The 25,849-nt window shown below is 51.8% G+C and carries 24 protein-coding genes; 17 read left to right on the forward strand and 7 right to left on the reverse strand.

Going from position 1 to position 25,849, the window contains the following annotated elements; all coding sequences use genetic code 11:
- Nucleotides 1-8 precede the first annotated feature (8 nt).
- From OH773_RS05230 to OH773_RS05240, 3 genes are all read left to right on the forward strand, one after another.
- On the forward strand, nucleotides 9-3,287 hold the full coding sequence (locus tag OH773_RS05230) for a DUF5107 domain-containing protein (protein WP_270143652.1): 3,279 nt from the start codon (nucleotides 9-11) through the stop codon (nucleotides 3,285-3,287).
- 84 nt (nucleotides 3,288-3,371) lie between these two features.
- Nucleotides 3,372-4,811: a sugar porter family MFS transporter gene (locus tag OH773_RS05235; protein WP_270143655.1), complete on the forward strand. Its 1,440-nt coding sequence runs from the start codon at nucleotides 3,372-3,374 to the stop codon at nucleotides 4,809-4,811.
- A gap of 3 nt (nucleotides 4,812-4,814) precedes the next feature.
- Nucleotides 4,815-5,636: an aldose 1-epimerase gene (locus tag OH773_RS05240; RefSeq protein WP_270143657.1), complete on the forward strand. Its 822-nt coding sequence runs from the start codon at nucleotides 4,815-4,817 to the stop codon at nucleotides 5,634-5,636.
- 33 nt (nucleotides 5,637-5,669) lie between these two features.
- Here the strand turns inward: OH773_RS05240 and OH773_RS05245 are convergent, their stop codons facing one another.
- Nucleotides 5,670-6,764, reverse strand: coding sequence for a hypothetical protein (locus OH773_RS05245; protein WP_270143659.1), 1,095 nt, complete (start codon nucleotides 6,762-6,764; stop codon nucleotides 5,670-5,672).
- Nucleotides 6,765-7,024: 260 nt separating this feature from the next.
- Here OH773_RS05245 and OH773_RS05250 point away from each other — a divergent pair, with 260 nt between their 5' ends.
- Nucleotides 7,025-8,176, forward strand: coding sequence for a 3-phenylpropionate MFS transporter (locus tag OH773_RS05250; protein ID WP_270143661.1), 1,152 nt, complete (start codon nucleotides 7,025-7,027; stop codon nucleotides 8,174-8,176).
- On the opposite strand, the gene csiE is transcribed toward OH773_RS05250, so the two are convergent.
- Nucleotides 8,163-9,443 (reverse strand): stationary phase inducible protein CsiE, encoded by a 1,281-nt coding sequence (csiE, locus tag OH773_RS05255; protein ID WP_270143663.1) that lies wholly within the window; start codon nucleotides 9,441-9,443, stop codon nucleotides 8,163-8,165. The genes OH773_RS05250 and csiE overlap by 14 nt on opposite strands.
- Before the next feature lie 138 nt (nucleotides 9,444-9,581).
- On the opposite strand from csiE, the gene OH773_RS05260 reads away from it, so the two are divergent.
- Together OH773_RS05260 and OH773_RS05265 are read left to right on the forward strand one after the other, a co-directional pair.
- Entirely contained in the window at nucleotides 9,582-10,217 is a 636-nt protein-coding gene (locus OH773_RS05260) for a DUF1007 family protein (protein WP_270143665.1), read from the forward strand.
- Entirely contained in the window at nucleotides 10,208-11,191 is a 984-nt protein-coding gene (locus OH773_RS05265; protein ID WP_270143667.1) for a nickel/cobalt transporter, read from the forward strand. The genes OH773_RS05260 and OH773_RS05265 overlap by 10 nt, the downstream gene beginning before the upstream one ends.
- A 152-nt stretch (nucleotides 11,192-11,343) precedes the next feature.
- On the opposite strand, the gene suhB is transcribed toward OH773_RS05265, so the two are convergent.
- Entirely contained in the window at nucleotides 11,344-12,147 is an 804-nt protein-coding gene (gene suhB, locus OH773_RS05270) for an inositol-1-monophosphatase (RefSeq protein ID WP_183270208.1), read from the reverse strand.
- 118 nt (nucleotides 12,148-12,265) lie between these two features.
- Here suhB and trmJ point away from each other — a divergent pair, with 118 nt between their 5' ends.
- The 11 genes from trmJ to sseB all read left to right on the forward strand — a co-directional run bounded on the left by trmJ (nucleotide 12,266) and on the right by sseB (nucleotide 20,994).
- Nucleotides 12,266-13,006 carry a tRNA (cytosine(32)/uridine(32)-2'-O)-methyltransferase TrmJ gene (trmJ, locus tag OH773_RS05275; protein WP_270143670.1) on the forward strand — a complete coding sequence of 247 codons (741 nt, stop codon included), beginning with the start codon at nucleotides 12,266-12,268 and terminating at the stop codon, nucleotides 13,004-13,006.
- A gap of 130 nt (nucleotides 13,007-13,136) precedes the next feature.
- The gene (iscR, locus tag OH773_RS05280; RefSeq protein ID WP_183270206.1) at nucleotides 13,137-13,625 is read left to right on the forward strand and encodes a Fe-S cluster assembly transcriptional regulator IscR; all 489 of its coding nucleotides are present in this window, start codon (nucleotides 13,137-13,139) and stop codon (nucleotides 13,623-13,625) included.
- Between the two features lie 115 nt (nucleotides 13,626-13,740).
- Complete coding sequence (gene iscS / locus OH773_RS05285) at nucleotides 13,741-14,955, forward strand: cysteine desulfurase (RefSeq protein ID WP_270143673.1); 1,215 nt, start codon at nucleotides 13,741-13,743, stop codon at nucleotides 14,953-14,955.
- Nucleotides 14,956-14,998: 43 nt separating this feature from the next.
- On the forward strand, nucleotides 14,999-15,385 hold the full coding sequence (iscU, locus tag OH773_RS05290) for a Fe-S cluster assembly scaffold IscU (RefSeq protein ID WP_015703172.1): 387 nt from the start codon (nucleotides 14,999-15,001) through the stop codon (nucleotides 15,383-15,385).
- Between the two features lie 24 nt (nucleotides 15,386-15,409).
- Nucleotides 15,410-15,733 (forward strand): iron-sulfur cluster assembly protein IscA, encoded by a 324-nt coding sequence (gene iscA / locus OH773_RS05295; protein ID WP_183270204.1) that lies wholly within the window; start codon nucleotides 15,410-15,412, stop codon nucleotides 15,731-15,733.
- A 70-nt stretch (nucleotides 15,734-15,803) separates the two neighbouring features.
- Nucleotides 15,804-16,319 carry a co-chaperone HscB gene (gene hscB, locus OH773_RS05300; protein ID WP_183270203.1) on the forward strand — a complete coding sequence of 172 codons (516 nt, stop codon included), beginning with the start codon at nucleotides 15,804-15,806 and terminating at the stop codon, nucleotides 16,317-16,319.
- 13 nt (nucleotides 16,320-16,332) lie between these two features.
- Nucleotides 16,333-18,183 carry a Fe-S protein assembly chaperone HscA gene (hscA, locus tag OH773_RS05305; protein WP_270143680.1) on the forward strand — a complete coding sequence of 617 codons (1,851 nt, stop codon included), beginning with the start codon at nucleotides 16,333-16,335 and terminating at the stop codon, nucleotides 18,181-18,183.
- Between the two features lies 1 nt (nucleotide 18,184).
- Complete coding sequence (fdx, locus tag OH773_RS05310; RefSeq protein ID WP_034459208.1) at nucleotides 18,185-18,520, forward strand: ISC system 2Fe-2S type ferredoxin; 336 nt, start codon at nucleotides 18,185-18,187, stop codon at nucleotides 18,518-18,520.
- A gap of 2 nt (nucleotides 18,521-18,522) precedes the next feature.
- Entirely contained in the window at nucleotides 18,523-18,723 is a 201-nt protein-coding gene (iscX, locus tag OH773_RS05315; protein WP_167613385.1) for a Fe-S cluster assembly protein IscX, read from the forward strand.
- A gap of 70 nt (nucleotides 18,724-18,793) precedes the next feature.
- A complete protein-coding gene (gene pepB, locus OH773_RS05320; protein WP_270143686.1) occupies nucleotides 18,794-20,080 on the forward strand; it encodes an aminopeptidase PepB in 1,287 nt (428 codons plus the stop codon).
- 137 nt (nucleotides 20,081-20,217) lie between these two features.
- Nucleotides 20,218-20,994, forward strand: a complete 777-nt coding sequence (gene sseB, locus OH773_RS05325) for an enhanced serine sensitivity protein SseB (RefSeq protein WP_270143688.1) — start codon at nucleotides 20,218-20,220, stop codon at nucleotides 20,992-20,994.
- Here the strand turns inward: sseB and OH773_RS05330 are convergent.
- The 4 genes from OH773_RS05330 to OH773_RS05345 all read right to left on the reverse strand — a co-directional run bounded on the left by OH773_RS05330 (nucleotide 20,991) and on the right by OH773_RS05345 (nucleotide 25,652).
- On the reverse strand, nucleotides 20,991-21,764 hold the full coding sequence (locus tag OH773_RS05330) for a MurR/RpiR family transcriptional regulator (protein WP_270143691.1): 774 nt from the start codon (nucleotides 21,762-21,764) through the stop codon (nucleotides 20,991-20,993). The two genes, sseB and OH773_RS05330, sit on opposite strands and share 4 nt — an antisense overlap.
- On the reverse strand, nucleotides 21,764-22,615 hold the full coding sequence (gene sseA / locus OH773_RS05335) for a 3-mercaptopyruvate sulfurtransferase (RefSeq protein WP_270143693.1): 852 nt from the start codon (nucleotides 22,613-22,615) through the stop codon (nucleotides 21,764-21,766). The genes OH773_RS05330 and sseA overlap by 1 nt, the downstream gene beginning before the upstream one ends.
- 116 nt (nucleotides 22,616-22,731) lie before the next feature.
- A complete protein-coding gene (locus tag OH773_RS05340; RefSeq protein WP_270145691.1) occupies nucleotides 22,732-24,096 on the reverse strand; it encodes a 6-phospho-alpha-glucosidase in 1,365 nt (454 codons plus the stop codon).
- An 11-nt stretch (nucleotides 24,097-24,107) separates the two neighbouring features.
- Nucleotides 24,108-25,652, reverse strand: coding sequence for a PTS transporter subunit EIIC (locus OH773_RS05345; protein WP_270143695.1), 1,545 nt, complete (start codon nucleotides 25,650-25,652; stop codon nucleotides 24,108-24,110).
- Nucleotides 25,653-25,849: the final 197 nt, after the last annotated feature.

Consider the following 25,849-nt stretch of genomic DNA (forward strand, 5'->3'; position numbering starts at 1 on the left):
GAGGCGAAATGTACGGAGCCGTTAACGTCTGGCAAGAGACCATTGCTTTACCCACCTGGACTGCCGGTGCGGAAGACCCGAATCCGATGTTTTTGGAAAACCGTGTGTATCAGGGATCTTCCGGTGCCGTTTATCCTTACGGTGTTATTGATACGCTCACCGGCCAGCGTGAGATGCGTGATTACAAAGCCGTGTGGATTGAAAACGATTTTATCCGCGTCATGTTGCTGCCTGAGTTGGGTGGCCGTATTCACCGCGCATATGACAAAGTGATGGAGCGTGATTTCGTTTACTACAACGAAGTGGTGAAACCCGCGCTGGTGGGGTTAGTGGGGCCATGGATTTCCGGTGGCATTGAATTTAACTGGCCACAGCACCATCGCCCAACCACCTTCATGCCGGTCGATGTGACGTTCCAGAAACATGAAAGCGGTGCGCAGACCGTCTGGCTGGGTGAAGTGGAACCCATGCGTGGCTTGCAGGTGATGACCGGTTTTACGCTGTATCCGGAAAAAGCGTTAATCGAAATTACCGGCAAAGTGTTCAACGGCAATGCGACACCACGTCATTTCTTGTGGTGGGCGAACCCGGCGGTTAAAGGTGGCGATGAGCACCAAAGCGTGTTCCCACCGGATGTCACGGCGGTCTTTGATCACGGCAAACGCGATGTTTCTGCTTTCCCGATAGCTCACGGCACTTACTACAAAGTGGACTATTCCGCAGGCGTTGATATCTCGCGCTACAAAAACATTCCCGTTCCGACGTCGTACATGGCGGATAAATCAGATTACGATTTTGTCGGCGCATACCATCACGGTGAGCAGGGCGGACTTCTGCACATCGCCGATCACCACGTATCCCCAGGCAAAAAACAATGGACGTGGGGCAACTGCGATTTCGGTCAGGCGTGGGACCGCAATCTGACTGACGAGAACGGCCCGTATATCGAACTGATGACCGGCGTGTTTACCGACAATCAGCCGGATTTCACCTGGATTGCGCCCTATGAAGAGAAAATCTTCGTACAGAATTTCCTGCCATATAGCCAGCTTGGCACATTGCAGAATGCCAACACCCGAGTGGCGATGAAGCTCGAGCGTCATAACGGCGAATTGCACCTGGGCGTCTATGCGATTGCACCGCTAAGTGACGTCACGCTTGAAATTGAATCGGCTGGAAGCCTGCTTTGGAAAACGTCGCTGACGCTGCAACCGGCACAGGCGTGGCAAGATACCCTCGAAGACAACTGGCCGCAGCGTTTGACGCTGAATCTTCGTGACGCACACGGCAATCTGATCCTCAGTTATTGCGAGCACATCCCAGAAGATTTACCGCTGCCGCAACCGGCCTGCGTTCCCGCTAAATCGCATGAAATCACCAACTGTGACGAGCTGTATTTTATCGGCCAGCATCTGGAGCAGTACCTGCATGCCAGCCGCTCGGCATTCGATTACTACCAGCGCGCGCTGGCGCTCGATCCCGAAGATTACCGCTGCAACGTAGCACTCGGACAGCTTGAATTTAACCGTGCTAACTGGGTGCCTGCTGAACAGCTGGCGGATGCGGCGTTGAAACGTGCCCATCGTCTGAACAAGAACCCACAAAATGGTGACGCCAGCATGCTGCGCGGTGCAGCAAAAGAGAAACAAGGAGACTGCGACGGGGCGTTTGATGATTACTTCAAAGCAAGCTGGAGTGGTAACTGCCGCGACGCTGCATTTTACGCACTGGCACGTCTGGCTTTACGAAAAGGCGATGCGGCCCAGGCGCTGGTGTTTGTGAATCAAAGCCTGAAGTTTAATGGCGGTAATAATCTGGCAATGGGGCTGAAAGCCCTGGTGTTGCACCAGACAGGGGCTTCGCAGCAGGCACAACGGTGGATTACACAGCAGCTTGAAGAGTATCCGCTGAGCTATGTGCTGCATTACGCCCGCTGGGCCATCACGCAAAACGAAACGGACAAAGCTGAACTGGTGCGAGTCACCGGGCGGCGTGGCGTCAATGCCAGTGTTCTGGCGGGATGGCTGGTGAGCCTGGGCCGTGAAACGGCAGCAAAAGAGATGCTGAGCGTTCTCGACTCACAAGAAGCGATGCCGATGCTGTGGCGAGCGGCTTTAGAAAGCGACCACGCACAGCAACTTGCTTTCGTGAAACAAGCGCAAGACTGCTTTGCTCGCAAAGTGCGTTTCCCTAACACGCTTGATGAAGTGCAGATGTTGCAATGTCTGCCGCACGATGGCTTCGCGCAATATCTGTTGGGCTGTTTCTGGTACAGCAAACGTCGTTATTCCGAAGCGGTAGCTTGTTGGGAGTTTGCCGCTAAGCAGTTGCCTGAATTTGGTGCGGTGCAGCGTGTTTTGGGCATCCATGCCTGGAATAAGCAACATGATGCGAAGCTGGCAGAGCAGTATCTGCAACGCGCAGTTGAGCTGGAACCCAATAACGCGCGTTTCCTGTTTGAACTTGATTATCTGCAAAAACTCACTGGTCGCTCTACCGAACAACGGTTGGCGCATTTGTCTGCTCGCCGTGATGTGGTGCTTAAACGCGACGATCTAACCGCCGAATTACTTAGCCTGTGGAACATTCATGGTGAAACAGACGCGGCGGCGCAGGTGTTGGCGCAACGTAAATTCCACCCATGGGAAGGCGGGGAGGGCAAAGTTACTGGGCAGTATCTGATTAATCTGCAACGTCGGGCGCTGGAGGCGATTGCCAATAAGCAGTTTGGCAAGGCGGAAGCGTTACTTCAGCAGGCGCTGAGCTACCCCGAAAATCTCGGTGAAGGGCGCTTAGTTGGCCAAAGCGATAACGATATCTGGTATCTGCTCGGCTGGTGTGCGCAGCAACTGCAACAGCCAGAACGTGCACAGCGCTGTTTCGAACGCGCGCTGGAAGGCGGCTCCACTCTGGAAGCCGGGCGTTACTACAACGATCAGCCCGTTGACTACCTGTTCTATCAGGCGATGGCGCTGGCACGAGTGGGTGAAAAAGCGCAGGCGCAACAGCAATTCCGCAGCTTTATTACCTGGGCGGATGAACATTTTAACGATGCGTCTGAACCTGATTTCTTTGCCGTCTCACTGCCGGATTTAGTGGCGCTGGATGCTGACCGCCAATCCGCTCATCAGCAGCACTGTCTGTTTGTCACCGCACTTGGGCATCTCGGACTGGAGAAATATCCCGAGTTTGAGTCAGCACTGAAAGTCTTGTTGTCACAAAACCCCGCTCATGACAAAGCCCATCTGCTGAGGCTTGCCATGCAACGTGGTGTGTTTATCCAATAACTGAATAAATAAAATGGCGGGTGGCATTTTGAAAACGGCACACCCGTCCCTCTGTATCTCTACAAGTACAAATGAGGATTCACAATGAATACTGTGCAGACACAATTACGCATGGGCTATGTCTGGACTATCTGTCTGGTCGCCGCCTGTGGAGGTTTGCTGTTTGGTTATGACTGGGTTGTGATTGGTGGCGCGAAACCGTTCTACGAAGCCTATTTTTCAATTACCGATCCTGCGGAATCTGGCTGGGCGATGAGCTCTGCACTGGTGGGATGTATTGTTGGTGCACTGGTTTCCGGCTGGTGCGCGGACAAATTCGGGCGCAAAACGCCCCTGATTATCGCTGCGGCATTGTTTACGGTTTCGGCCTTGGGCACGGCGTTGGCCAGTAACTTCGATATGTTTGTGGTATACCGCATCGTCGGTGGTGTGGGGATTGGACTGGCTTCGGCGCTAAGTCCGATGTACATCGCAGAAGTGAGTCCGGCAGAAAAACGCGGCAAGTTTGTGGCGATCAACCAGTTAACCATTGTCATTGGCGTGTTGGCGGCACAGCTTATCAACCTGATGATTGCCAAACCGGTCAGTACAGGTGCCACGATGCAGCAAATTGCTGAAAGCTGGAATGGGCTGGTCGGCTGGCGCTGGATGTTTGGTTCGGGTGCCGTTCCGGCTATCGCATTTTTGGTGCTGATGTTCTTTGTGCCGGAATCACCACGCTGGCTGGTTCGCGCCGGTAAAAATGAACGTGCTCACCAAATGCTTAAACGCATCGGTAACCAGCAATATGCCGATGAGACACTTAATGACATCCTGCAAACCCTGGACAAAGACACGCAAAAAGTTTCATGGAGCGCATTGTGGCAACCACAGGTCAAACCGATCATTATCATCGGTATGGTATTGGCGGTATTCCAACAGTGGTGCGGGATAAACGTCATCTTCAACTATGCGCAGGAAATTTTTGCCTCCGCCGGATTTGATATTAACAGCACCCTGAAATCCATTGTGGCTACCGGTTTGATTAACCTAATCTTCACCCTCGCCGCATTGCCTCTAGTCGATAAAATTGGTCGTCGCAAGCTGATGCTGTTTGGCGCGGCGGGTTTAACCATTATCTATGCGCTCATCGGTGCGGCATATGGCCTGGGTATTTTGGGGCTCCCGGTATTGATCCTCGTTCTGGCAGCGATTGCGATTTATGCACTGACGCTGGCACCGGTGACCTGGGTTCTGCTTTCAGAGATTTTCCCGAACCGTGTGCGAGGACTGGCGATGTCTTTAGGGACGCTGGCGTTGTGGGTGGCGTGCTTCCTGCTGACTTACACCTTCCCGCTATTGAACGCGGGCTTGGGGGCTGCTGGCAGCTTCCTGTTGTACGGTGTGATTTGCGCGGCGGGCTTTATTTATGTGCGTCGTTATGTGCCTGAAACCAAAGGTGTCAGCCTCGAAGCGCTGGAAAAACGCATGGCGGATCAATTCGGTGCCGAATCGAAAGCTCGTGCACAAAGAGTGACGCACTAAAATATGGAAACCTTGTTACTTGAAAATGAATTTCTGCGTTTAACCGTCGCCCCGCAAGGGGCGGCAATTCGCAGTCTGGATTCGAAGATACATCAGCAGCCGATTCTGCATGCGGGTGAAAAAGCGTTGTTCCCGATGTTGCCGCTGGCAAATCGCGTTGCAGGGAATGCTTTCACGCTTCATGGCGAAAGGATTGAACTCCCTGACAGCGAAGCCGATGCGCAATTCTTCCTCCACGGGGATGGCTGGCTGAAAAGCTGGCGGGTAGAAACGCATGATGCTTCGCACATCACGCTCTCGCTTGAAAGCCGCCACTCCTGCGGTTTTGATTATCAGGCCAGGCTTACTTACCGGCTGGAAGGGCGATGTTTAATTGCCGAGTTGCAATTGACGCATCTGGGAAGCAAAGCGATGGTTTATGGCCTGGGTTTCCACCCCTTCTTCCATCTCACTCCAGCGACGCATGTGCAGTTTTCGGCTACCGGATTTTGGCCTGAAGGTGAAAACCATTTGCCGAAAGAATGGCTTGGCGAGCTCACCGCGCCAACCAATTTCATCAAGCCAAAAATCCCGGATAACCAGTGGCTGAACGTGGGCTATTCCGGCTGGAGCGGAAGCGCGCTGATCGAGCGCGGTGACATGCGAATCCAGTTAACCAGCCCCACGCCGTATTTGATGGTGTTCCGCATGCCAGATGAGCCGTTTATCTGCCTGGAGCCGCAAAGCCACCCGGTGAACGCCCACAATATGGCAGGACAACCGGGGTTGGTGTTGCTGGAACGTCAGCAATCCACGGTGATGAAAATGGAAATCGCAGTTGTGTAAGCAGTCGTACGCAAGGGCCTTTAATCACGGGGATCAGAAGCTGTAACCCATCTTTAAATAGATCCCCTGATTATCATCTTTCCCCATCGCGTACTCGAGATTGACGACAATTCCGGCTTCGGGTTTGAGCAAATACTGGATGCCAGCACCCCACGCAGGGTAGAGGTTTTCACTGTCGCCACAGTTGAGTTGTTCCCCGCTGGTCGAGTCGCCGTAAAGACAGGCGGCACCGGCAAATACCGTTGCGGTCCAGCGATCGGCCAGTTTGTAACGCTCCTCAACTTCAATGGAAGACATGTGCTGAGCGAGATATTCACCTGGTGTATAGCCACGCAGATAAACCGGAGAATAAGCCCCCGCTGGCGCATTGTTGGAAAACTGGTGGCGGCTACGAACGGCAAACACATTGCCATCGCCATGCTCCCAATATCCCCGATAATCGACGCGCCAGATGTCGAAATCCTGTTCCCCACCCAACGCTTCCCGATAGGCCATGTTATTGACGTTGAGGTACCAGCCTTTGGTGGCTTTAAAGTCGCTGTCTCGGGAGTCGTGCATAACGACCGCACCTACTCCGCCGGACTTATAACCTACCAGACCCATTTCATCGAGGATTTCGTTGGAGGTGGGATCTTGACCTTGCAATTCATAGTTGGAGTAGGCGCCTTGAGCCCCGATGAACCAGTCACCCTCAACACGATAGAGATAACGTAAAAAGGCGAAACTATAGTTGTCGTTGGTGCTTAATGGTTTGCCGGAACCCAAATAGTTTTCATAGTCGTTGTTAATATCACCGACCATCATGCCACCCAGAATACGGTGGTGATCTTCACCAAAAGAGGTTTTGGCAAAAGCATTGGCAATAAGTGATTCGGAGGTGGTGTATTTAGCCGAAATCCCGAACAGGGATGGACGAGACTTCTCATCGAAGCGGTGCATGTAACCTACCATCATGCCGGCTGCGGTATCGAGTTTTGGGCTGGAACTAAAGAGCGGAACAAACAACCAGGGAGAGGGCGCAGCCTTTTTGTTTTTTTCTGACTCGCTTCCTTCATGACTTTCTTCAATCATGTCGTTTTTTGCTTCAGTAGTGGATGTCTCAGCGGCAGCAGCCGGTAACATGAGCATCGACAAAATCAGGGTTAAGCCCCTGAAGAGAATGGTATTAGACATGACAACTATAAACTTTTAATTCGATTTAACGGTGGGGGATTCTAATAGAAATGATTTTGGGTTTTATCTAACTATTTAATTTAAAAATAAATAGTTAGATAAAATGTTGAAAGGAAAAAAACACCCTTGTTTGTCTGTGTTATTGGTCTGTTAATGATTGCTTGCGTGCCTGCCATCGCTCGGCGACACTAACGCCGTCCAAAACGGGAGGGATCATGGTTTTGCATTCAACGCGCTGGCTTGCGCTCAGTTATTTTACCTACTTCTTTAGCTACGGGATTTTTCTACCATTCTGGAGTGTTTGGTTAGCAGGAGTCGGCCTGGCACCCGAAACAATAGGGTTACTGTTAGGCGCAGGGTTAATCGCCCGTTTCCTCGGCAGTTTGCTCCTGGCGCCTCGTGTTACCGATCCTTCCCGACTTGTTTTTGCTTTGCGCCTTCTTGCCTTACTCACTCTCATTTTTGCTATCGCCTTCTGGTTTGGGCAAACCGCAACCTGGTTACTGATTGTGATGGTCGGCTTTAACCTGTTCTTCTCACCGCTGGTGCCGCTAACTGATGCGTTAGCGGGAACCTGGCAGCGCCAAATCACCATGGATTACGGGCGTGTGCGGCTATGGGGATCGCTGGCGTTTGTAATTGGCTCTGCCATGACGGGCAAACTGGTCAGCCTGTTTAGCTATCAGGCGATTCTGGTGCTGCTGAGTATTGGCGTGGCGTCGATGCTTATCGGTATGATGCTGCGCCCATCGGTGATGCCGCAGGGTGAAGCGAGACATAGCGAAGGCGCGGGTTGGCCTGCGTGGAAGAAACTGGTGCTCGGCTCGTGGCGTTTTCTGGCCTGTGTCACTTTGCTGCAAGGTGCGCATGCGGCTTACTACGGATTCAGTGCGATTTATTGGCAGGGCGCGGGCTATTCCGCCTCGGTAGTGGGCTACTTGTGGTCGCTTGGCGTGGTCGCAGAGATTGTGATTTTTGCCCTCAGTAACAAGCTGTTCCGCAAATGGACCGCCCGGGATTTACTGCTGCTCTCCGGCGTGACCGGTATTCTGCGCTGGAGCCTGATGGCGTATACGACCGATTTGCCGTGGCTGATTGCCGCGCAAATCCTGCATTGTGGCAGCTTCACTGTTTGCCACCTGGCGGCAATGCGCTATATCTCCGCGCGTGAAGGCAACGAAGTTATTCGCTTGCAGGCCGTTTATTCTGCAGTGGCGATGGGTGGTGGTATTGCCATTATGACCATGTTCTCCGGCTACCTTTACCAGCATATGCAGGGCGGGGTGTTCTGGATAATGGCGCTGGTTGCGGTTCCAGCGCTATTTATACGACCTCGCCCCATCTCATACTGCGTTAACACTCGATAATCTTGCGGATCTGCTGCTTCTGGTGGTCACCCAGCGGCAGCGTGACGTGAATCAGCGGCGGAGAGTAGAGTGGCAGCGTGGTGGAGTAGGGTGTGATCACCAGCACCACCTCTTTTGGCGCTCCCTCTTTTTGATAGCTGTGTATCGTCAGATGTTTAATATTGAGCGGCAGCAAGGTGAGCTCGCGTAGCTGCTGTTCAATATTTTGTTCAAGTTCCAGATTATTGCCCGTCAGCAACAATACCTGCTTCTCATGCAGGTCATTTTCCTGCATTAACCACGCGCCAAAAATGACCGCCACCAGACCCACTTCTTCGTCAGAAAAACGCATTGCATAGTGAGACTCAAAATCGCTGAAGACTTCGCGCGTGGTGCGCATCAGTCGTGGATACAGTCGGGTAATTTCTTCCGGCAAGCTGTTATCAATGCCGATACAGAACTGGCAGCGATCCAGCGCCTGAGCAAGGTGAATATACAGCTGGTCGCTCAAACCTTGTTCGTCGCTAAACGACATGCCCGCTTGTGCACGAAAGCGCGTGATCATTCCGGAAATTGCAGTACGTAGCCGTAAATCCTGTTGATGGTTATCGTTAATCGGGTCGGGCATGCGTAATAAAAGGAATAACAGCGCCAGGAATAATTGCTCGTTTTCATTGGCAGATTGCATAACACGCCGTTTCCAGTGGCGTGCGATCTCAAGTGCGGCTAAGAACTCCGGGCGCGTCTGAGTCCATGCCCGTTGCTCCTCGGTAAATTCAGGCGTGATCCCCGCATGATGCTGATGTAAGCAATACTGCAAAAACAACGTTAAAAACTGCATGTCACGACTGTCAAACTGCCGCTGCAAGCGTCTTGCACACAGGCTAATCAACGCCTGCAGATTCTTTTCATCGTACAACGCGGTCAAGATCCCTTGCTGTTTAAGCTGGGTTTTTAACGTTGGAGTAAAATGTTGCTGCACAAAGTGCGGGCATAAGCGCAATGCACGACGCAACCAGTGCAGTAAGCACAGGCGGCGATTCAGAGGCGTGCCCTCAATCCGATAGCTTCCATCCTGTTGGGTGATAAGCCTCAGCCGGTGATAGCGCTGGATTTCATCGCCCGTGTCGGCTATATCTTGCAGGGCTTTGGTGTCATCAACCCCGTTGAGTCTCGCGAGGATCTCTGGGGTGACCGTCTGGCCCGGTAAATAGAGCAACAAAAGCAGGTGGCAGCGACGCTGCGGACTGGAGAGTACAGATGGTGGTGGGGAAAGCAGTGTCATCATCCGCATAACCAAGTCAAAGGTGATTAATGCTAAGAGTAGTTAAAGCTTTTGTCGTAGATCGTCCCATTTGAGCTTTTTAATTACGGAATTCTGACTGGCTCACAGAATTTTAAAATTGAGAGAATAATGAGCGGGAAAATGTGTAACAAAATTGCGTTTTTTGCCCTGACTACGGCGCTTTTTAGCCCAATGGCTCTGGCTCATCCGCATAGCTTTATCACGCTCGTGACCACGGTCATGGCCGAAAACGACCAGCTAACCGGTCTGAAAATGCAGTGGACGATGGATGAAATTACTTCAGCGGATCTACTGTATGACGCTGGAAATGCGAAGCCCGATTCGCCGGTCTGGAAGAAGCTTGCCGCCGAAGTGATGGCGAACGTCTTAGGGCAACATTACTTCACTGAGTTCTGGCATAACGGTCAAAAAGTGACGTTTAACAACCTGCCTCCCGAGTATGGGCTCGCACGGGTAGGGCATCAGGCAGTGTTAACCTTTATTTTACCGTTGGCGCATCCGCAGCCGTTAAAAGGGCAAACCTTTCAGTTCGCGACCTTCGACCCGACCTATTTTGTCGATATGAGTTACGACCATCCCGCTGATGCCAGTGTGCCGAAAACATTAGCGTCGCAATGCAAAATCTCCGTTAAAACACCGCAACCCACTGAGGATATGCAGGCGTTCGCTCTGTCGCTAGATAAAGCCGATGCGCCACCTGAAGATATGGAGTTAGGTAAACAATTTGCCCAGCAGGTGACGCTGCAATGTCAGTAATTCCTTCCTCTGCGCCCCATTCACGTCGATGGTTACAGCTGTGGCCGCTGGCGTTTTTCCTGATTATCTGCGCGATTGGGCTCTACAGCCTGTGGCACTACTGGCCGCAAATCATCCTTAATAGTGCGATGTGGCAGAAATCGATTAACCAACAAATGAGTGCGCTATTGCGCGAGGTTGCCGAAAACCCAGCGAGAGCGGGTTGGTCGCTGCTGTCATTTAGTTTTGTCTATGGTGTGCTCCACGCGTTGGGGCCGGGGCATGGCAAGGTCGTCATAACCACCTGGCTTGCAACCCATCCTTCACGTTTGAAAAGCAGCCTTAAACTGACTTTTGCCGCGTCCTTATTACAAGGGCTGGTGGCGATTGGGCTGGTGACGGTCGTGTTGGGAATATTGGCGTTGCCGTCGAGGCAATTGCATATGAGCAGTTTCTGGCTGGAAAAAGGCAGTTATTTGCTGGTGGGCATTTTGGGCCTGATGTTGTGTGGCCGCGCCTTACGCAAATTACAACACGTTCTGAGAAAACCTCAGCGTTTTACCTCGTTCACGCCACATCATGTGCACGATGAAAAATGTGGTTGTGGTCATCAACATTTGCCAACTGATAAACAACTTGAAGCAGGAGAGGACTGGCGCGCCCGAGCTATGATCGTTTTGTCTATGGGCATGCGCCCGTGTTCTGGTGCCATTATGGTGCTGTTGTTTAGCAAAGTGATTGGTGTCTATAGCTGGGGAATGTTGTCTGCGTTGACGATGGCGGCAGGAACGTCCATCACTATTTCCGGGTTGGCGTTTTTGGTACACGGATTCCGTACTCTGGCTGTGCGGATGAGCGGTAACAAAGCACCGGTTTTGTGGCGACAAGTTGCCTGGGCGACGCTTGCGTTAGCTGGGGGCGGAATTTTGGTGTTAGCGGCGGTGGTGATGTGGCTGAGTGCTCAACCGGTGGTGCGCGGGATAAGGCCTTTTTAGCGTTGATTTTTTGCTTTTAAAACAACTCTCACCCCGGCCCTCTCCCTGAGGGAGAGGGGGGAACGAATATTTCTTTACCCCAGCTAAGGGAGAAAAGAACATCCCCTCTCCTGGGGGAGAGGGCTAGGGTGAGGGCGTACAACGATAAGAGATTAACGCTTCAGCGCTTCGCTCAGCTCATCACGCATCGTTGCCAGCATGGCTTTAACGACGCGTGGGTTACCTGCAACGATGTTGCCGGTCAAAAGGTGGTTATGGCCGCCGGTGAAATCACATACCAGGCTACCAGATTCGCGAGCAATCAGTTCGCCTGCTGCAAAATCCCAAGGCTTCAGACCAATCTCGAAGAAACCATCAACGCGACCAGCCGCAACGTATGCCAGATCCAGCGCAGCTGAACCGGTACGACGGAAGTCTGCACACTGGGTGAACAGTTTAGCGACGATGTTGATATAAGGGGTGGCGTGTTGCTTCAGTTTGAATGGGAAGCCGGTTGCCAGAATGGTGCCGTCGAGGTCACGTGCATTGCTGCCGCGCAGACGATAACCGTTCAGCTGTGCGCCTTGGCCACGAACCGCGCTGAACAACTCGTTACGCATTGGGTCATAAACCACAGCAACTTCGGTGCGGCCTTTAACACGAACAGCGATTGATACCGCGAAGTGCGGCAAACGTTTGATGAAGTTAGAAGTGCCATCCAGAGGATCGATAACCCATTGCACATCCTGCTCGGTACCCGCCAGTTCGCCTGATTCTTCAGCGATAATGGTGTGTTGCGGGTAGGATTTGCGGATAATTTCGATAATCAGACGCTCAGCGTCCTTATCTACGTTAGTCACAAAATCGTTGCTGCCCTTTTGGCTCGCTTCTACAGCGTCTGGGGTTTCGTAGTTCTTGGCAATTAAATTGCCCGCCTTGCGCGCAGCGCGCACGGCGATGTTGAGCATCGGATGCATCGGTCTCTCTCTGGATGTTAAAGAACGGAAAACGCGGCGGAGTATAGCAGAGCGTTCGGAATATGTCCCAGGGTTATGATAGGATATCGCGATAATCTTTTCAGGCTATGAGTCAAGAATGCTGCAAAACGTACGTATAGTGCTGGTTGAAACCTCTCATACCGGCAACATGGGCTCTGTAGCTCGTGCGATGAAAACCATGGGGCTGACCAATCTTTGGCTGGTAAATCCGCTGGTTAAACCTGACTCTCAGGCAATCGCCCTTGCTGCGGGTGCCAGTGATGTTATTGGTGAAGCTAAAATTGTCGACACGTTGGATGAAGCGTTGGCGGGATGCAGCCTGGTGGTTGGCACCAGCGCACGTTCTCGTACGCTGCCATGGCCGATGCTTGACCCACGCGAATGTGGTTTAAAGAGCATTTCCGAAGCGCAACATGCGCCCGTCGCCATTGTTTTTGGCCGCGAACGTGTGGGCTTAACAAATGACGAATTGCAGAAATGCCACTACCACGTTGCGATTCAGGCAAACCCGGAATACAGCTCGCTGAACCTGGCGATGGCGGTACAAATCCTCGCCTATGAAGTGCGAATCGCCTGGCTTGCCACGCAAGAAGAAGGTAAAGAAACCGTCGTTGTGGAAGACCAGACTCAGTATCCATCGGCTGACGATCTCGAGCGTTTTTACGTTCACCTGGAACAAGTATTGCTGAAAACCGGCTTTATTCGTACCAGCCATCCGGGCCAGATAATGAGCAAATTGCGCCGCTTGTACAACCGTGCTCGCCCGGAAAATCAAGAACTTAACATCCTACGCGGCATGCTTTCTTCTATTGATAACGAGAAAAAATCAGGCAAATAATACTTGAGTAAATTGGTGGGTTAAATAGTTGACCAATTTACTCAGGAATGTCAGACTTGCGACCTGCTATGTGACAATCACATTTATAAAAAACCCCCGGTTCGAGGGGCGATTTGAGGTTAAGTAAGACATGAGACTGACATCGAAAGGACGTTATGCCGTGACCGCAATGCTTGACGTTGCGTTGAACTCCGAATCAGGTCCAGTGCCGTTGGCTGATATTTCAGAACGTCAGGGAATCTCTCTCTCCTACCTGGAGCAGTTATTCTCCCGCCTGCGTAAAAATGGCCTGGTTGCCAGCGTACGCGGTCCTGGCGGTGGTTATCTGTTAGGTAAAGAAGCAAACAGCATCGCGGTTGGCGAAGTTATCAGCGCCGTAGATGAATCTGTTGATGCAACGCGTTGCCAGGGTAAAGGTGGTTGTCAGGGCGGCGATAAGTGCCTGACTCACGCGCTGTGGCGCGATCTGAGCGATCGTTTGACCGGTTTTTTAAATAACATCACCCTGGGTGAACTGGTGAATAACCAGGAAGTGTTGGATGTCTCCGGTCGCCAGCATAATGAAAACCATCGCAGCACGCGCTCTCAAGACGCGATCGACGTCAAATTACGCGCATAAGCAAAAATAAAGAATTTTAGAATCAGGTTTGGAATCCAGCCGCCTCCTAAACGTAGCGGCTATATCAAAGAGTCTGGTTCTTCGTATTGAAGTGATGTACGGAGCTTAAAGAGCAATGAAATTACCGATTTATCTCGATTACTCTGCCACTACGCCGGTTGATCCACGTGTTGCGCAGAAAATGATGCAATGTTTGACTATGGACGGAACCTTCGGTAACCCGGCTTCTCGTTCTCACCGTTTCGGTTGGCAGGCGGAAGAGGCTGTTGATATCGCCCGTAACCAAATTGCTGAACTGGTTGGTGCAGACCCGCGTGAAATCGTCTTTACCTCCGGCGCTACTGAATCTGACAACCTCGCAATTAAAGGTGCTGCTAACTTCTATCAGAAGAAAGGCAAGCACATCATCACGGTAAAAACTGAACACAAAGCGGTGCTGGATACCTGTCGCCAGCTTGAGCGTGAAGGTTTTGAAGTGACTTACCTGGCACCACAGAGCAACGGTATCGTTGATCTGAATGTGCTGGAAGCGGCGATGCGTGACGACACCATTCTGGTTTCTATCATGCACGTGAATAACGAAATCGGCGTAGTGCAAGATATCGCGGCAATCGGCGAAATGTGCCGTGCGCGTGGCATTATCTATCACGTTGATGCGACTCAAAGTGTAGGCAAATTGCCTATCGACCTGAGCACGCTGAAAGTTGACCTGATGTCCTTCTCTGGTCACAAAATCTATGGCCCGAAAGGGATCGGCGCGCTGTATGTTCGCCGTAAACCACGTATTCGTATCGAAGCACAGGTACACGGTGGCGGTCATGAGCGCGGCATGCGTTCTGGTACTCTGCCTGTTCACCAGATTGTCGGCATGGGCGAAGCTTACCGTATCGCGAAAGAAGAGATGGAAACAGAAATGTCCCGTCTGCGCGCGCTGCGTAACCGTCTGTGGAACGGCGTGAAAGATATGGAAGAAGTGTATCTGAATGGCGACCTGGAAAATGGGGTTCCGACTATCCTGAACGTGAGCTTTAACTACGTTGAAGGTGAGTCCCTGATCATGGCGCTCAAAGACCTCGCGGTTTCTTCTGGTTCTGCCTGTACTTCAGCAAGTCTTGAGCCATCCTACGTGCTGCGTGCGCTGGGTATGACTGATGAACTGGCACACAGCTCCATCCGTTTCTCTTTAGGTCGTTTTACTACTGAAGAAGAGATCGACTACACCATCGAATTGGTACGTAAGTCCATTGGCCGTTTGCGCGACCTTTCTCCGCTGTGGGAAATGTTCAAGCAGGGCGTGGATCTTAATTCCATCGAATGGGCTCATCACTAATCGTTCCTTAAAAACGTCGATATCGAATTCAGGAGAATTAAAAATGGCTTATAGCGAAAAAGTAATCGATCACTACGAAAATCCGCGCAACGTTGGCTCTTTTGATAACAGCGATGATAGCGTCGGTTCCGGTATGGTGGGTGCGCCTGCTTGTGGTGACGTGATGAAGTTGCAGATTAAAGTCAACAATGAAGGTATTATTGAAGACGCTCGCTTCAAAACCTACGGTTGTGGCTCTGCCATTGCTTCCAGCTCGCTGGTAACCGAATGGGTTAAAGGTAAATCTTTGGATGAAGCGCAAGCAATCAAAAATACCGACATTGCAGAAGAACTTGAACTGCCACCGGTGAAGATTCACTGCTCAATCCTTGCAGAAGACGCTATCAAAGCGGCAATTGCGGATTACAAAAGTAAGCGTGAAGCTAAATAATTATTGTTGAGTTGAGGTCGTTGTATGTCGATTACCCTTAGCGACAGTGCTGCTGCACGCGTGAATGCCTTTCTTGCCAACCGTGGTAAAGGTTTTGGTTTGCGCTTAGGCGTTCGCACCTCTGGCTGCTCTGGCATGGCTTATGTTCTGGAATTTGTTGATGAACCGATGGATGAAGACACCGTGTTCGAAGACAAAGGCGTGAAAGTGGTCGTCGATGGTAAAAGCCTGCAATTTTTGGACGGCACTGAGCTCGACTTCGTCAAAGAAGGTCTTAACGAAGGGTTTAAATTTACTAACCCGAACGTGAAAGATGAGTGCGGCTGCGGCGAAAGCTTCCACGTCTGATTTCAGCTCATTCCCCGCGAGCTAAGGCTTGCGGGGAATGGCGCTTTACCACGTTAACCCTGAGTCTGTTATGGATTACTTTACCCTCTTTGGGTTACCGGTAGGCTTCACTGTCAACACTGAGCTGCTGGCGACCCGTTACCAGGAGCTGCAACGCCAGTTCCATCCGGATAAATACGCCAGCCGCCCTCAGGCGGAACAACTGCTGGCGGTCCAACAATCTGCGACCATCAACCAGGCCTGGCAAACGCTGCGTCATCCGTTGCTGCGTGCCGAGTATATTCTCTCCCTCAACGGTTTTGATCTGGCGAATGAACAGCATACCGTGCGCGACACCGCGTTTTTGATGGAACAACTCGAATTGCGCGAAGAGCTTGATAACATCGAGCACGCCAAAGATAGCGACCGCCTGGAATCCTTTAGTGCCAACGTCAATGCGATGGTGAAAACCCGCATGGCGTTAATGGTGCAACAACTGGATAATCAGGATTGGACGCAGGCGGCGGATACTGTGCGTAAACTGCGTTTTCTCGATAAACTGCGCAGCCAAATAGAACAACTCGAAGAAAAGCTGCTCGATTTTTAACTGGAAGCTCAATATGGCGTTATTACAAATTAGTGAGCCGGGTCTGAGTGCGGCCCCCCATCAGCGCAAGCTGGCGGTGGGCATCGATTTAGGCACCACCAATTCACTGGTTGCAACAGTTCGTAGTGGGCAAGCCGAAACGCTGCCTGACCATGAAGGGCGTCACCTGTTACCTTCTGTGGTGCACTATCAGCAACAAGGTTTGAACGTGGGCTGGGATGCGCGTGCGCAAGCCGCAACAGATCCAGCAAACACGATCAGTTCGGTAAAACGTCTGATGGGCCGCTCGCTTGCTGACATTCAGGCTCGCTATCCGCATCTGCCTTATTCACTTCAACCGAGTGAGAATGGCCTGCCGATGATCAACACCCCGGCCGGGCTGCTGAACCCTATTCGTATTTCATCTGACATCCTCAAGGCTCTTTGTGCACGCGCGACCGAAGCGCTCGAAGGCCAACTTGATGGTGTGGTCATTACTGTTCCTGCTTATTTCGATGATGCACAGCGTCAGGGCACCAAAGACGCGGCGCGTCTGGCTGGGCTGCATGTCCTGCGTCTGCTGAATGAGCCGACCGCTGCGGCTATCGCTTACGGTCTGGATTCCGGTAAAGAAGGTGTGATCGCCGTTTACGATTTGGGCGGCGGCACTTTTGATATCTCTATTCTGCGTTTAAGCCGTGGCGTGTTTGAAGTGCTGGCGACCGGCGGTGATTCTGCGCTGGGCGGCGATGACTTCGACCACCTGCTGGCCGACTGGCTGCGTGAGCAAGCGGGCGTTGCTGACCGTAGCGACGATCGCGTCCAACGCCAGTTACTGGACGCCGCAATCGCCGCTAAAATCGCCCTGAGCGATGCTGAAAGCACTACCGTTGAAGTGGCGGGCTGGACAGGCACCGTCACTCGCGAGCAATTCAACGAACTGATTGCTGCCCTGGTTAAGCGTACTTTGCTGGCCTGTCGCCGTGCGTTGAAAGACGCAGGTGTCGAGGCTAACGAGGTGCTGGAAGTGGTGATGGTCGGTGGTTCAACGCGCGTGCCATTAGTGCGTGAACGTGTGGGCGAGTTCTTTGGCCGCACGCCGCTGACATCCATAGACCCGGATAAAGTTGTCGCTATTGGCGCGGCGATACAGGCCGATATTCTGGTGGGCAACAAGCCAGACAGCGAAATGCTGCTGCTGGACGTTATCCCGCTGTCGCTCGGTCTTGAAACCATGGGCGGTCTGGTGGAAAAAGTGATTCCGCGTAACACCACCATTCCAGTGGCTCGTGCGCAGGATTTCACCACCTTCAAAGATGGTCAAACTGCGATGGCTATTCATGTCATGCAGGGCGAACGTGAGCTGGTGCAGGATTGCCGTTCTCTCGCTCGCTTTACGCTGCGCGGCATTCCGGCGATGCCTGCTGGCGGCGCGCATATCCGCGTGACCTTCCAGGTGGATGCTGACGGCCTGCTGAGCGTGACCGCCATGGAGAAATCCACGGGTGTGGAAGCGTCTATTCAGGTGAAGCCTTCTTATGGCCTGAGCGACGGTGAAATTGCCTCGATGATTCAGGATTCCATGAGCTTTGCCGAGCATGACGTGAAAGCACGTATGCTCGCAGAGCAAAAAGTTGACGCGGCGCGCGTGCTGGAAAGCTTGCAAGGTGCGTTGGCCTCAGATGGCGCGCTGTTAAGTGCCGCTGAACGTGCTGATATCGACGCTGCGATGGTGGCGCTCCATGCTGCCGCTGCGGGTGACGACATCGATGCGATTGAACAAGCCATTAAAAACGTAGACAAACAAACCCAGGATTTCGCCGCTCGTCGTATGGATGAATCAATCCGTAAGGCGCTGAAAGGCCACTCCGTGGACGAGGTTTAACATGCCAAAGATTGTATTTTTGCCTCATCAGGATTTGTGTCCAGATGGTGCAGTTTTAGAAGCAAATGTCGGTGAAACCATTCTTGATGTTGCCTTGCGCAACGGTATCGAGATTGAACACGCCTGTGAAAAATCCTGTGCTTGCACCACCTGCCACTGTGTTGTGCGTGAAGGTTTTGACTCCCTGGCTGAAAGTACGGAAGACGAAGACGACATGCTGGACAAAGCCTGGGGTCTGGAGCCTGAAAGCCGTTTAAGCTGCCAGGCTCGCGTCACTGACGAAGACCTGGTCGTTGAGATGCCGCGTTACACCATTAACCACGCACGTGAGCATTGATCATGGGATTGAAATGGACCGATAGCCGCGAAATCGGCGAGGCGCTGTACGACAGCCGCCCGGATCTCGACCCGAAGACGGTGCGATTTACCGATCTGCATCAATGGATCTGTGATTTGGAAGAGTTTGACGACGATCCAAACGCATCCAATGAAAAAATTCTGGAAGCGATTCTGTTAGTCTGGTTAGATGAAGCAGAATAGAACTCAGCGGGCGGCCTTAGGCGGCCCGTTTTTATATGAAGCATGAGCTGAAAAGTATAAGGAAAATAAAATGACAGAAGCCATGAAAATCACCTTTTCTACTACGCCTGCTGACGCGCGTTGGGGTGAGAATGCCGCTTACAGTATCAACGAAGAAGGGATTACCCTGCACCTGACAGGCAAAGACGACCTGGGGTTAATCCAACGTGCGGCGCGTAAAATCGACGGCCAGGGCCTGAAACATGTAAAACTGGCCGGTGATGGCTGGGACGTAGAAAAGAGCTGGGCATTCTGGCAGGGATATCGCGCACCGAAAGGCACGCGTAAAGTTGATTGGGCTGTGCTAAGTGAAGAAGAGCAAAAAGAGCTTAACAACCGTCTGAAAATCATCGACTGGGTACGTCATACCATCAATACCCCAGCAGAAGAACTTGGCCCAGAACAACTCGCTTCACGTGCTGTTGACCTGTTGTGCGATGTTGCGTGCAACAACGTTACCTGGCGTATCACTAAAGGTGAAGATCTGCGTGAGCAGAACTATATGGGGATCCACACTGTCGGTCGCGGTTCTGAACGCCCACCGGTATTGCTGGCGCTGGATTACAATCCAACGGGCAATCCAGAAGCACCGGTTTACGCCGCGTTGGTTGGCAAAGGGATCACTTTCGATTCCGGTGGTTACAGCATGAAGCAAAGCGCGTTCATGGACTCCATGAAGTCTGACATGGGCGGCGCTGCCACCATTACCGGTGCGCTGGCATTTGCTATCACTCGTGGTCTGAACAAACGCGTAAAACTGTTCCTGTGTTGTGCGGATAACCTGGTCAGCGGTAATGCTTTCAAACTGGGTGACATCATTAAATATCGCAACGGCAAAACCGTTGAAGTGATGAATACCGATGCCGAAGGCCGTTTAGTTCTGGCTGATGGCCTGATTGACGCTTGCGCGCAAAAACCAGAGCTTATCATCGACTGCGCGACGTTAACCGGTGCGGCGAAAACAGCACTGGGTAACGATTACCACGCCCTGTTCAGTTTTGATGATGAACTGGTAAACCGCCTGATGGCAAGTGCGGCTGCTGAGAACGAGCCATTCTGGCGTCTGCCGTTGGCCGAGTTCCATCGCAACCAGTTACCTTCTAACTTTGCTGAGTTGAACAACACGTCGAACGCTTCTTTCCCGGCGGGTGCGAGCACCGCAGCGGGCTTCTTGTCCCACTTCGTGGAGAATTATCACCAGGGCTGGCTGCACATTGACTGTTCCGCAACCTACCGTAAAGGTGCTGTTGAACAGTGGTCTGCTGGCGCAACAGGCATTGGTGTTCGTGCTATTGCTAACCTGCTGGTGGGTAAGTAACTGTTTTTCCCCTTCTCCTGGTGGAGAAGGCCGGGATGAGGGTGACCTGGCTTGATGGTTGCCATCAATGCTTATCCCCTCGCCCTAACCCTCTCCCAATGGGAGAGGGGATCAAATATGAATAATCTGGAACGACCATGTCAGAATCAAAAAACGAACTCGAAACCCTGCTTGAGCAGGCAGCTACTGAACCTGCGCACCGCCCTGCATTTTTCCGCGTACTGTTGGAGTCTACAGTTTGGGTACCAGGTACAGCCGCAGAAGGCGAAGCCATTGATGCCGATAGTGCAGTTGAATTGCAGCACTGGGAAAAAGATGATGGCACTTCTGTCATTCCATTCTTCACCTCTGTTGAAGCACTGCAACAGGCCATCAGCCACGAGCAGGCGTTTGTCGTGATGCCGGTACGCACGCTATTTGAAATGACGCAGGGTGCAACACTGTTTTTGAATGCTAAATTACCGTCTGGTAAAGAGTTTACCCCGCGTGAAATCACTCATTTAATCAGCGACGAAAGTGATCCATTAACCCAGCAAGAAGTGCTGGATGGCGGGACATCGTTGCTGCTTTCTGAAGTGGCTGAGCCACCGGCGCAAATGGTCGATTCGTTAACGACGCTGTTTAAAAGCCTGAAAACCGTAAAACGCGCGTTTATTTGCTCAATCAAAGAACGTGCAGATGAACAGCCAAATCTGCTGATTGGTATTGAAGCGGAAGGTGATATTGAAGCGATTATTCGCCAGGCGGGAAGTGTGGCAACGGACACTTTACCTGGTGATGAGCCGGTGGATATTTGCCAGGTGGTAGAAGGTGAGAAGGGCATAAGCCATTTCATGATGGCGCATATTACGCCCTTCTATGAACGCCGCTGGGGTAGCTTCTTACGCGATTTTAAAACCAATCGAATTATTTAAGCCGTTGCCTGCAATAGCAATAAATCTATCAGCATCACCAGATTAGACTCAAACGAGGTGATCCCTGCGGCTTCTGCTGCATAGTGGATTGCCTCGTCGTAAAGTTGAAAATGCACATCCGCCAGTTCGGACAAACTGTTCGACGACGCACGAGTAAATGCCACAACCGTCATCCCAACATTCTGTGCAATCCGCGCTTTATCTAATACCTGTTCGGTTTCGCCACTTCGAGAAATGGCGATAAATACCTGGTACTTGGACGCATTGCTCAGGAAAATCCCCCGACTATCGCCCGGCCCGGAGATAAACGCAGTTTTACCCAGCACCTGAAGTTTCTTGGTTAGATATTCAGCAAACAGATAGGAAAAACCCGCGCCGTATAAAAAGAAGCTCTCTTTTTCGCGCAGCAATGTCGCGAATTGCTCCATCAACCCGGGAGTCACCCAACGGAAGGTTTGCTGGTAATTCGCTACAAACTCATCGAATAAAACCGGGAGTGTGGTCGCGGGCTGCATGGGTTGCTGAGAAATATGCGGCGCGTTGGAAAGCAGTTGTTTGCAGTGCCAGATAAGTTCACTGAAGCCACTAAAACCAAGCTTATGGCACAACCGCATAATGGTCGCGCTGGAGACAAACGTCTCCTGTGCAAGCTTGCGAACCGTGATGTTACCGACCAACAAAGGGTGGTTCGTTAAGTGCGAGAGAACGCGATACTCAGCGCGGGTTAAAGACTCCCCGCGCTCAAGCAGGCCGACCAGGCGGTTATCCATTACTGAGATTGTGCTGGTTCGACAGGTAAATCAGGGCGTGCACCCCATTCACTCCAGGAACCGTCATACAGCGAAACACCGTTGACGCCAAGCGTAGTCAATGCCAGTACGACCACCGCCGCAGTGACGCCCGAACCACAACTGGCGATAACGGGTTTATCAAAACTCACACCCTGGCGGGTAAAAATTTCATTCAACTCATCGGTGGTTTTCAACTGACCATTTTCTACCAGTGAGTTCCACGGCACGTTTAGCGCGCCCGGAATATGCCCGCGTCTTAAACCCGGACGTGGTTCGTCAACTTGTGCATTAAAGCGTGGGGCTGGACGAGCATCCACGATTTGCGCGGTGCCCTCATGGCTGACCAGCAGGACATCGGTCAGACGTTTAATGACGAGTGGGTCGAAATTCACATCGAACTCACCTTCCGCCAATTCAACATCACCTTTTTCGAGAGGTAATTCTTCGCGCTGCCAGTCGGCTAAACCCCCGGCCAGAATCGAGACTTTCTCTGCGCCAAAAGTACGCAGCATCCACCATGCTCGTGGGGCAGAGAACAGGTTTCCTTCATCGTAAACAATCAGGTGTTTGTCCTGGCTGATGCCTAACTCACGCATTGCGACGGCGAAGGCTTCAGCGCGCGGCATCATATGCGGCAGTGGGCTGGTGTGATCGGAAAGGGCTTCAATATCAAAAAATACAGCACCGGGCAGATGGCCTGCACGGTATTCACCAGGCACATCACGATGTTCCTGGTCTGGAGGAGCCATGCGAGCATCAATAATCTGGATATTCGCATCATTAATATGTTCTGCGAGCCAGTCGCCCGCAACGAAGAAAGTAGTGGACATAGTTGCCGTTGCCTCCGGTTTATTGCTTATTACCGGATTGTCGGTGTTTTTAGCTAAACCGACAAGCAACTATATCCAGGTGCGCGAGGTGTCTCGAATTTCTTGAAAAAAGAAGCCTATTTCACCGCTTCGCCAGCTTTCCACGCCTGTTGAAGCTGCGGCCAGTAATCACGGTTAGCTTCAATCATATCGTCAAGAATCGCTTTCGCATGCTGCATGGATGGCACGGTGCGGTTAAGCGTAAACGCCTGTAGTGCCTTTTCGTAGCTGCCTTCAATCGTTGCTTCGACCAGCAATTGCTCTGAGGCTAGCTGCTGCATCAACAACGTCTGGTGGAAGAGAGGAACTGCACCCATGCGCACCGGTTCCGGCCCTTCGGATGTGATGTACGCCGGGACTTCTACCATTGCGTCATACGGCAGGTTTGCAATCGCACCTTTGTTTTCCACAATCACCAGATGGCGTTGGCGCAAATCAAAGGCCAGGGAACAGGCGACATCAACGATAAACGCACCGTGTACACCGACGTGGAATGCATCCGGCAAGATCCCCGTTTTTTTATATTCCTCGGCGGCGGCAAACAGTTTCTTCTCACGCCCATCCATGACTTCATTGGCGCGAGTGTAGTCAGGGTTTTGATGCTCTACGATTTCGTTTGGCATCAGGTAATACTGCAAATATGGGTTTGGCAGATATTCCGGGAAATTATCCATAATCGGTTTGATATTACGCCAGGTCTTCACCCACGACGGATCGGAATGCTGTGGGTCGGTTTGCGCGGCGTCTTCCGTCAGAAGGCCAAATTTAGCGATATGACGGCGCAATTCCGGCAGGCGATCCTCTCCATCAACCAGCACACGGGTAAACCAACCAAAATGGTTCAGACCGAAGTAATCCACTTCCAGTTTATGGCGATCGACGCCGAGGATAGCGCCCATGTTACGCATGGCGGCGACGGGCATATCACAAATGTTCAGCACGCGAGCCTTCGGGCGCAGACGACGTACGCCTTCCGCAACAATAGCGGCCGGGTTTGAATAGTTCACAATCCACGCTTTTTGATGCGCGTAACGTTCAACAAAATCGCATAACTCAACCATCGGTAAAATGGTACGCAGACCATACGCCAGGCCACCAGGGCCACAGGTTTCTTGCCCAACAACGCCATGACGTAATGGGATTTTTTCATCCTGCTCACGCCTTTTATATTGACCCACGCGCATCTGAGCGAAAACAAAATGGGCACCGCTAAAGGCGACTTCAGGTTCAGTAGTGACGGTGAATTTAATACTTTGGCTATGGTCACGAATCACTTTCTCAACCACTGGAGCAATGATCGACTGGCGCTCGCCATCAATATCGTAGAGGCGAATTTCAGCTAATGGGAAATCGGCCAGGCGCACCATCAGGCTCTTAACAATGCCCGGTGTGTAAGTGCTACCACCACCGGCAATGGACAAAATAAATGGGGGTTTAAACATCATTGGCTCCTTTAGAGATTCGTCTCTACTGCTTCTCGCATTTTTTTGACATGCAGCCCGTAGACCACCTGAACGTTATTACCTTGTTTAATCACCCCTTTCGCGCCAGTCGATTTCAGGCGGGGCTCGTCGATAACTGAAACATCGCGTACCGTCACTCGCAGGCGGGTGTAACAGTTGTCGACCACTTCGATATTGGCTCGTCCACCCAGGCCCTCGATAATGGCTTCACCCAATCCATCGTTGCTGCCTTTGGCTTGATACTCTTGTTTGGTAAACAGTTTTGTTTCTTGCTCGTCGTCCTCACGCCCTGGCGTTTTCATATCGAAGCGGCGAATAAGGAAGCGGAACACCAGGAAGTAGATAACCGACATCGTGAGCCCAACGACGATGTACATTGGCCAGTTGGATTTCTCGGTGCCAAGCGGCAGGTTATAAAGAATAAAATCGATAATCCCGTTGGCCCCGATAGCGTGAACGCCCAACAGGTAGAACAGCATCATGCCGATACCGGTCAAAATGGCGTGTACGCCAAACAACATCGGGGCGACAAACAGGAATGAAAATTCCAGTGGCTCTGTAACGCCAACCAGCAAAGACGTCAGCGCCGCCGGGATGAGAATCGCTTTCGCTGCCGCTTTACGCTCAGGTTTGGCGGTCATATACATGGCGAGTGCCGCAGCAGGAAGGCCGAACATTTTGCTAATACCGCGCGCGTCCCATACCACGGTGCTGCTCAGTTGATGAACACTCGGACAGGCCATTTCAGCGAAGTAAATATTGCGAGCGCCCTGATAAATATTGCCGCACACATCGGCCGTGCCACCTAACTCGGTGTAAAGGAATGGCGTATAGACCAGGTGATGAAGACCGGTTGGCACCAGAATGCGCTCGAGGAAGCCATAGATAGCGACGCCAAATGCTCCCGCACCTTTAATGGCGAGCGCCAGCGCACTGATTCCATGTTGAGCAAATGGCCAGAGTTCACTCATCACAACACCGAGTACCATCGAAACCGGCAGCATGATAATGGCGACGAAGCAGTGCCCGGAGTAAATCGCCATCGCACCCGAAAATTGTACGCTGGAGTAACGGTTGTACAGATATCCCGACAGAGCGCCGGTGAGGATCCCGGCAAATACGCCCATCTCAAGCACCTGCACGCCCAGCACCATACTTTGCCCAGCTGTGCGCATCTGGTCGGCAGGAGCCAGTTCACCCTGAAGTTGAAGCGTCACGTTCATCGCATTAATAAAGACGATAAAAGTGACCAGGCCAATCAACGCGGCATACCCTTTGTCTTTTGTCGCAAGGCCAATAGGAATGCCTACGCCAAATACCAACGCCAGGTTGGCTAAGACTGACACCGCAGATTTGGAGATGAGAACACCGGTGTGCTGAAGGGAAGGGTGGCTGAGGAACGGCAAATATTCAGCCAGATTGCCATTGCCCAATACATTACCAAACGCGATAAATAAACCGACGATCGGCAAAATAAGCACTGGGCCATAGAGCGATTTTCCGAAATTTTGTAGGGCGTTAACGGCACTTTTCATTTAGCAGTCTCTTATTATCACTTTAGCTAAACACCGCGTCGAGGCAGCGACTCAGCACAAAATGTAGCAAGAATCATGACTGGCTTTCTATCTATCTTATTGTTTTAAAAACAAATGACTTAGAAGGTTACATGTAACCTTTCAGGCTGTGATCGTGCTTCCACTTTGAGTCCATTTATCACCTGAAACAGTTGCAT

This window comes from Buttiauxella sp. WJP83 (genome assembly GCF_027594725.1).
Classification (GTDB): Bacteria; Pseudomonadota; Gammaproteobacteria; order Enterobacterales; family Enterobacteriaceae; genus Buttiauxella; species Buttiauxella selenatireducens.